Genomic DNA, 7,932 nt, shown 5'->3' on the forward strand with positions numbered 1-7,932 from the left:
TTCCCGTTGAAGCCGCAGCGGATCCTGCGAGAGGTCCGCGAGGCGTTGGGCAAGGAGGACCTCCTGATCAGCGACGTCGGCGCGCACAAGATCTGGATCGCGCGGATCTTCCCGGCCTCGGTTCCCAACACCGTGATCATCTCGAACGGGTTTGCGGCGATGGGGATCGCGCTGCCCGGGGCGATCGCGGCCAAGCTGGTGAATCCCGACCGCAAGGTGCTGGCGATCTGCGGCGACGGCGGTTTTCTGATGGCCTGCTCGGAGCTGGAGACCGCGCGGCGGCTCGGCCTGGCCTTCGTCGTCCTGATCTTCAATGACGACGGATACGGGTTGATCAAGTGGAAGCAGCAGCGGAAGTTCGGCCGGGAATTCGCGACGAGCCTCGGAAATCCGGACTTCAAACGGCTGGCCGAGTCCTACGGCGCCAAGGGCTACCGGATCGGATCGGCGAAAGAATTGGGGCCGACGCTTCGGGAGGCCTTCGCCCAGACGGTTCCGGCCGTGATCGAGGCGCCGGTCGATTACCGTGAGAATTTCCGTTTCATGGAACAATTGGGTCAATTTATTTGTCCTTTGTAATTGGAAAGGCCGCCGGCAGGATTGGCCCGGGGCGGCCGCGGGATCCGGGGGCCTCGGAGGACCGCCGGAGGCGGACCGCACGGGCCTTTGGATGAAATGGAGCGCGACATGATCAAGGAGTATCCGATCTTTCTCGCGGGAAGCGGGAGGCCGTGCAAGAAGGCGGTCGAGATCATGAATCCCTACAACGGGGAGGCGATCGGGAGCGTCCACCAGGCCGGGGACGCGGAGATCGAGCATGCGATCCGCGCGGCGCAAAACGCCTTTCCGGAGCTCCGCAAAATGCCTCTTTACCGTCGGGCCGATGCGCTTCAAAAGATCACGGACGGCCTAAGGGAGCGGCGCGAGGAGCTGGCCCGGATGATCTGCGCGGAGGCCGGAAAGCCGATCACGGACGCGCGCGGGGAGGTCGGCCGTGCGATCTTGAATTTCCAGACCGCCGTCGAGGAGACGAAGCGGCTCGGCGGGGAGCTGATCCCGATGGACCTCGCGGCCGGGTCGGAATCGCGCTTCGGGATCGTACGACGCTTCCCGATCGGGCCCATCCTTGGGATATCGCCCTTCAATTTCCCGCTGAACCTCGTCGGTCATAAGATCGCGCCGGCGATCGCGTCGGGCAATCCGATTATTCTAAAGCCCGCCCCCAAGACGCCCATCACGGCCCTGTTATTGGGCGAGATCATCGCGACGGCGGGACTGCCGGCCGGTTCGGTCAGCATCCTCCCGTGCTCCAACGAGCTCGCGGAGAAGATGGCGACGGACGAGCGGTTCAGGCTGCTCTCGTTCACCGGCTCGGCCAAGGTCGGATGGCATCTGAAGAGCAAGGCTGGAAAGAAAAAAGTGTTGCTCGAGCTGGGCGGGAACGCCGGCGTGATCATCCACCGCGACGCCGATCTGGATCTCGCGGCCCGCCGCTGCGCGGCCGGCGGGTTCTCCTACGCGGGCCAGTCCTGCATTTCGGTCCAGCGGATCTACGTCCACGAGCCGGTGATCAAACCTTTCATGGACCGCTTTCTGAACCTGGTCCGCGCGCTCAAAACCGGCGATCCCATGGATGACGGGACGAGCGTCGGGCCGATGATCCATTCCGATGCGGCCGAACGTACGGAGCAATGGGTGGCGGAGGCCGTCCGACAAGGGGCGAAGGTCCTGATCGGCGGAAAACGTCGCGGGCCGCTCTTCGAGCCGACGGTTCTGGACCATGTGACCCCGGTCATGAAGGTCTGCACCGAGGAGGTGTTCGCGCCGCTGGTGGTCGTGATCCCCTATAACGATTTTGACGAGGCCCTGGCCTCGGTCAATAATTCGGCGTACGGGCTTCAGGCCGGGATTTTTTCGAATGACCTGAAAAAAATCTTCCATGCGTATGAGGAGCTGGAGGTCGGCGGGCTGATGGTGAACGAGGTCTCGAGCTACCGGATCGACCCGATGCCCTACGGCGGCGTGAAGGACTCCGGCCTCGGCCGCGAGGGCGTGCGCTACGCGATCGAAGAAATGACCGAGCCGAAATTGCTGGCGTTAAACCTTCAGTAAAATCATCCGCCTGTTTTGCGTTGGCCGGAGTGACGGTTGTGACGTGGACCGGGGGGGCCGCCGCGTCGTCCGGAAGGTTGATGCGGTCTCCCGTGCTGTGGCGGGCCGTGACGGCGGTATTCGTGCCGGGGCGGCTCGGGAAGCGGCGTGATGAAGTCCTTGTCCTCGGCCCAGATCACCGGGATCTTGTGGCCGATAAGCGTCTCGATCTCTTCCAACGAGAAGGCGAACTCCTCGCAGACGAGGCTGATCGCATGTCCGGTCGCGCCGGCGCGCGCCGTCCTTCCGATCCGGTGGACGTAGTCCTTGGGGTCCTGCGGCAGGTCGTAGTTGATGACGTGGCTGACCGCCTCGATATGCAGGCCGCGCGAGGCCACGTCGGTCGCCACCAGGATCGGCAGCGTCTTGGCGCGGAACTGCTCGATCACCTTGAGACGGGTTTTCTGGGGAAGATCGCCCGTGATCGCGCGCGCGTGAAAGTCGTGTTGCTTTAATCTCGCCTCCAGCCTTTCCCCTTCCCGTTTCGTGTTCACGAAGATCAAGATCCGTTCCCACGGTTCGGTTTTTAAGATTCCCAACAGCAGCGAGAATTTCTGGGCCTGCTCGACATGATAGAGCCGCTGCTCGACCAGCTCGGCCGTGACCTGCTCGGGCGAGATCTCGATTTTGACCGGGTTGTTCATGTGCTCGTAGGCCAGCTCCATTACGCGGAAGGACAGGGTGGCCGAAAAAAGCATCGACTGTCGCGCGTGGTAGGGCGGCATCTTGCGGAGCATGTAGCGCAGGTCCCGAATGAATCCCATATCGAACATTCGGTCGGCCTCGTCGATCACCAGGATCTGGAGCCTCCGGAAGTCGTACACCTTCTGTTTGAGATAATCGATCAGGCGGCCCGGGGTCCCTATCAGGATGTCCGGTCCGCGACTCAGGTCCGTGCGCTGTTGGTCGTAATCCACGCCGCCGTAGACGGCCAGCATTCGAAATGGAAGCTCGGAGCCGAGCGACTGGGCATCTTTTAAGATCTGGACGACCAGCTCGCGCGTGGGGGCGATCACGAGCGCACGGGGCGAGGGGAGGTGGCCCGTCGGCGGCGGGGGAAGGGACAGAAGACGCGAGAAGATCGCGATCAGGAAGGCCGCGGTTTTTCCCGTGCCGGTCTGGGCCTGTCCGGCGACGTCCTTGCCCTCCAGCGTGATCGGAAGCGTCCGCTCCTGGATCTCGGTGCATTGCGTGAAGCCGACGCGACGTATGCCGTCCAATACGGCCGGCGGTATGCGGAAATTCTCAAAATTCGTCGTCACTGGGGAGTATTCTATCTTTTTTTTTATCGATGCGTCAAGGCCCAGCGCACCTGGCGGACGATCCCCCGCAGGATGCGAAGCTCGCGCTCGTCCGGTTCGGCCCGGCCGAAGATCCGGCGAAGATCGGCCTGGATATGGGTTCCCTGGGTCCCTTTCACGAACCCGATCATCTCGAGAAGGGTCTTCATCTCCGCGTAAAACCGCTCGCGCTGGTCGGTGTCGACGGCGGCGCGGCCCTTCGCAGAGTTCTTTCCGTTGCCCGTCTCCGCGCACCGCCGCAGTTCATACGCGACAACCATGACGGCCTGGGCCAGGTTGATCGAGGTATGCGCCTCGGCGGTCGGAATCGTCACGAGCGACTGACAGAGGGCGATTTCGTCGTTCGCCAGCCCGGACGACTCCGGGCCGAAAAGGACCGCGACGGGATGCCGCTTCGCGCGCGCGAGGAGGTCCGGAACGGTCTTCATCAATGTCGACGGTTTTCCGTACCCCTTGTGCGTCCGGGCGGTAGTGCCGACGACGTATCGACACCGGGCCACGGCCGTTCGAAGCGACCCGTACACCTTTGCGCGTTGGAGTACGTCGTGCGCGCCGTAGGCCATGGTGTAGGAATCCGAGGACAGGGGGTCGACCGGCCGGACGAGGACGAGCCGTGACAGGCCCATGTTCTTGATCGCGCGCGCGGCGGCCCCGATATTCCCGGGGCGGGTCGGGCGGACGAGGACGATCGAGATATTTTTGAGCGGGTCGGCCATGGGGGGATAGTATCAAAGTTGTCTCGGAAATCCAAATGGTGTTATCATGGACGGCGCTGCAATGAAGATGGCCGTTGGAAAAATTTTAAGGACGGTCGCGCTCGGCGTCCTGCTGCTCGCGATCGCAACCGGCGCCTGGCTCGGCTGGATCGTCGCCACGCTTCCCGACGCGCGCTTGATCGCGACCTACAAACCGGAGCAGGCGACCGAGGTCCTCGACCGCAACGGGATCGTGCTGACCCAATTGACCGGGGAGGAGTTCCGGATCTGGGCGCCGCTGTCCGAAATCTCCCCGAACCTCCAGATCGCCGTCATCGCGGCCGAGGACGACACCTTCTTCCATCACGAGGGGATCAATTACAAGGCGGCCTGGGAGGCCCTCAAGGAGGACCTGAAGAAAAAACGGTACGCCCGCGGCGGATCCACGATCACGCAGCAGTTGGTGAAAAACGTCTTTCTCACGAAGGAAAAGACGATCACGCGCAAGGTGAAGGAGTTCATACTGGCCCGACGGGTCGAGGAGATCCTCTCGAAGCGGCGGATCCTGGAATTGTACCTGAACGAGGTCGAGTGGGGCCCGGGGCTGTTCGGCGCGGAGGCGGCGTCCCGGTATTATTTCGACAAGCACGCCGCCGATCTGACCGTCGCGGAGGGCGCGATGCTGTCGGCCATGCTCGTCAACCCGTTGCGGTATGATCCCGAACACAACCGGACCCGGCTCCGGCACCGCCAGGAACTGATCCTGGGCCTGATGCAGGTGGACCGGCTCCTGACACGGGAGGAATACGAGGCGGCGCTCGCCGAACCGATCGTATTCCGCTACGAGAAGATCACGGCCCAGTTCCCGATATCGACCGAGTCCTGTCATCTCCGTTTTCTCAATGCCGGCCTGGTGGATCTCGGCGGCGGGACGCGGCTCTACCAGGCCGGTCACAAGATCCGGACGACCCTCGACGCCGGCCTCCAGAAATATCTGGAGGAGCAGTTGTCCCAGTTGTCGGATCGGCGCGAACCCACCCGCGCGTCCGCGCGAAACGATCCGCCGCCCGGGCTGCTGCTGGTCGAGGAGAAAAATCAGATCCTGGCGATGGCCTGCGTCTGGGGCTTGGAGGAGAGCGCCCAGGCGGTCGAGCTGCTCAAGGGGCTCGAGCCCGATTCCCCGCGCGAGTACCGTGTGGTCGATCCTCGCCGTGTCGCCTGGCGCGATCTCGTAACGCGGTCGTAGCCGCCGAAACCGTTTCGCGTTCCCTTGCGGTTCATCCCGTGATTCGGTATAATTCTGAACCGTCCCGTCAAGATTTTGTCCGACAGTTTAAATATCTTCTAAACCGGTATGTCATCCGGAGGTCGAGTCCCGGCTCCAAAATTGATAATCGCAATGACGGATTCGGTCCTAAAAAGGAGCAATATATTCGATCTGCATCTATTATATATATAGGGAGAAGCCATCGGCGCAGGGACGAACCGATCGGTACGTCGGTGAGGTAAATTGGATAAGGGAGGCGGCACCATGGCAGGGAAAAAAATCATCGCAGTCATCGGGGCGACGGGCGCACAGGGCGGCGGCCTGGTTCGCGCCATTGTTAACGACAAAAGCGGCGAGTTCACGGCGCGCGCGCTCACACGGGACCCGAAGTCCGAAAAGTCCATGGAGCTGGCCAAAATGGGGGTCGAGGTGGTGGCCGCAAACGTGGACGACGAGGGCAGCCTGAACAAGGCCTTCGCCGGAGCGCACGGAGCTTATTGCGTCACCTTCTTCTGGGCGCATTTCAAGCCCGAGCAAGAGATCGCCGAAGCGACCGCGATGGCCAAGGCGGCCAAGGCGGCCGGCGTGAAGCATGTCATCTGGTCGACGCTGGAAGACACGCGAAGGTGGGTGCCCTTGAGCGACAACCGGATGCCCACGCTCGGGGGCCAATACAAGGTCCCACACTTCGACGGCAAAGGGGAGGCCGATAAAATTTTCACACAGGTCGGCGCGCCGACCACCTGCCTGCTCACCTCCTTCTACTGGGATAACTTTATTTATTTCGGAATGGGGCCGAAGAAAGGCCCGGACGGTCGGCTTGCGATCACATTTCCGATGGGCGATAAAAAACTTCCCGGAATCGCCGCCGAGGATATCGGCCCCTGCGCCTTGGGAATCTTCAAGAAGGGGAAGGAATTCATCGGCAAAACGATCGCCATCGCCGGGGATCATCCGACCGGGGCGCAAATGGCCGCGGCCTTCGCCAAGGCCTTGGGCCAGCCGGTGCGCTACAACGACGTTCCGCCGGAGGTTTATCGCGGCTTCGGTTTTCCGGGGGCGGACGATCTGGGGAACATGTTCCAGTTCAAACGGGACTTCAACGATTACTTTTGCGGCGTGCGCGATCTGAAATTCACCCGCGCGTTGCATCCCGGGCTTCAGAACTTCGAGCAGTGGTTGGCGAAAAACAAGGGCCGCATACCGTTGGGGTAGGGGCCGGAGCGGGGCCCGGCCCCGGCGAGTCGGCCGCACGGATGGATAATTCCTATGATGCGTCGGGGGGTCTTTCTGATCGGGATTTTTGTGCTCGTGTACGGCGTTCCGCTGAATGCCCGCGGGGCGGAGTCGAAATCCGCGGTCATCGCGTCGGGAGATAGCCATTCCTGCGCGGTGACGCCGGACCGGAAGGCGGTTTGCTGGGGGAACAACCGTTACGGCCAGCTCGGGAACGGGACCACGGCCGATGCGGAGGCTCCTGTGGTGGTGTCGGGTCTGTCCAATGTGGAGGCCCTGGCGGCGGGAGACGGGCATACCTGTGCCGCGCTGGCCACGGGCCAGGTGAAATGCTGGGGTCGAAACGACCTGGGCCAGCTCGCCGATCTCACCAAGCATCCTTCCTCGAAGCCGGTGCTGACGCCGGTGGGTCCGGCGACCCTGATCGCGGCCGGGCGCAACCACACCTGCGCGCGGCTGATCGACGGTGAGGTCGTCTGTTGGGGGGACAACCGGACGAGCCAGACCGGCATTCAACGGCCGTCGCTGGCGAAGCCGTCCCTTCCGGTCGTCGTGCCGGGGGTTTCCCGGGCGATTTCGATCGCGGCGGGGGCCGAGCATTCCTGCGCCGTGCAGGAGGACGGGCAGCTCCTTTGCTGGGGGGACAATCATTACGGACAGCTCGGCCACGGCATTTTGGAGCCTCACTCCTTTCCGCCCGGCCCCGTCCCCATCGCCGGCAAAGCCGTCGCCGTGACGGCCGGACGCCGCCACACCTGCGCGCTGCTTAGGGATGGGACCGTGCAGTGCTGGGGCGAGGGATTCGAAGGGCAGCTCGGCGACGGACTGCGAAAGAGTTCGCTCACGCCGGTCCGGGTGGTCGTTCCGGGACCCGGCGGAAAAACCGTTCCGCTGGACAAGGTGGCCGCGATCTCGGCGGGAAGCCAGCATACCTGCGCGATATTGGAGAGTCGCGAGGTTTATTGCTGGGGTAGCAACTCCCTGGGCCAATTGGGAGCGGTAAAGGACAAGATGGCCGCCACCCCGGTTTTTTCCGGGCTGACCGGGGTCGTCGCGCTCGGCGCGGGAGGCTGGCATACCTGCGCGATACTTTCAAGCGGCGGGACGAAATGCCTGGGCCCGATCGAGGCGCCTCAAGTTCAGGAGTGAATATCAACAGACCGGTCCAAGCCGGGCATAATTATTCTTGACAGCCCGCCGCCTTCCCAGTAGATTGGAACGGTCTCAATCAAACGGGAGGGTTCCACTGGCCACGCGCACAGTCAAACAGAAGCCGAGACAA

At 62.9% G+C, this 7,932-nt stretch carries 7 protein-coding genes; 5 read left to right on the forward strand and 2 right to left on the reverse strand.

Going from position 1 to position 7,932, the window contains the following annotated elements:
• Together VMN77_06835 and VMN77_06840 are read left to right on the forward strand one after the other, a co-directional pair.
• A partial coding sequence (locus VMN77_06835) for a thiamine pyrophosphate-dependent enzyme (protein HTN43497.1) occupies positions 1–579 on the forward strand: 579 nt, incomplete at its 5' end.
• A gap of 108 nt (positions 580–687) precedes the next feature.
• On the forward strand, positions 688–2,112 hold the full coding sequence (locus tag VMN77_06840; GenBank protein ID HTN43498.1) for an aldehyde dehydrogenase family protein: 1,425 nt from the start codon (positions 688–690) through the stop codon (positions 2,110–2,112).
• A 2-nt stretch (positions 2,113–2,114) separates the two neighbouring features.
• On the opposite strand, the gene VMN77_06845 is transcribed toward VMN77_06840, so the two are convergent.
• Together VMN77_06845 and VMN77_06850 are read right to left on the reverse strand one after the other, a co-directional pair.
• The gene (locus VMN77_06845) at positions 2,115–3,413 is read right to left on the reverse strand and encodes a DEAD/DEAH box helicase (GenBank protein ID HTN43499.1); all 1,299 of its coding nucleotides are present in this window, start codon (positions 3,411–3,413) and stop codon (positions 2,115–2,117) included.
• Positions 3,414–3,436: 23 nt separating this feature from the next.
• On the reverse strand, positions 3,437–4,168 hold the full coding sequence (locus tag VMN77_06850) for an RNA methyltransferase (protein HTN43500.1): 732 nt from the start codon (positions 4,166–4,168) through the stop codon (positions 3,437–3,439).
• 46 nt (positions 4,169–4,214) lie between these two features.
• On the opposite strand from VMN77_06850, the gene mtgA reads away from it, so the two are divergent.
• The 3 genes from mtgA (at position 4,215) to VMN77_06865 (ending at position 7,799) form a co-directional block, all read left to right on the forward strand.
• On the forward strand, positions 4,215–5,393 hold the full coding sequence (mtgA, locus tag VMN77_06855) for a monofunctional biosynthetic peptidoglycan transglycosylase (protein ID HTN43501.1): 1,179 nt from the start codon (positions 4,215–4,217) through the stop codon (positions 5,391–5,393).
• Positions 5,394–5,678: 285 nt separating this feature from the next.
• Complete coding sequence (locus tag VMN77_06860) at positions 5,679–6,629, forward strand: NmrA/HSCARG family protein (protein ID HTN43502.1); 951 nt, start codon at positions 5,679–5,681, stop codon at positions 6,627–6,629.
• Between the two features lie 54 nt (positions 6,630–6,683).
• Entirely contained in the window at positions 6,684–7,799 is a 1,116-nt protein-coding gene (locus tag VMN77_06865) for a hypothetical protein (protein HTN43503.1), read from the forward strand.
• Positions 7,800–7,932 lie beyond the last annotated feature (133 nt).

It is taken from the genome of Nitrospiria bacterium (assembly GCA_035498035.1).
In the GTDB taxonomy this organism is placed as follows: domain Bacteria; phylum Nitrospirota; class Nitrospiria; order JACQBZ01; family JACQBZ01; genus JACQBZ01.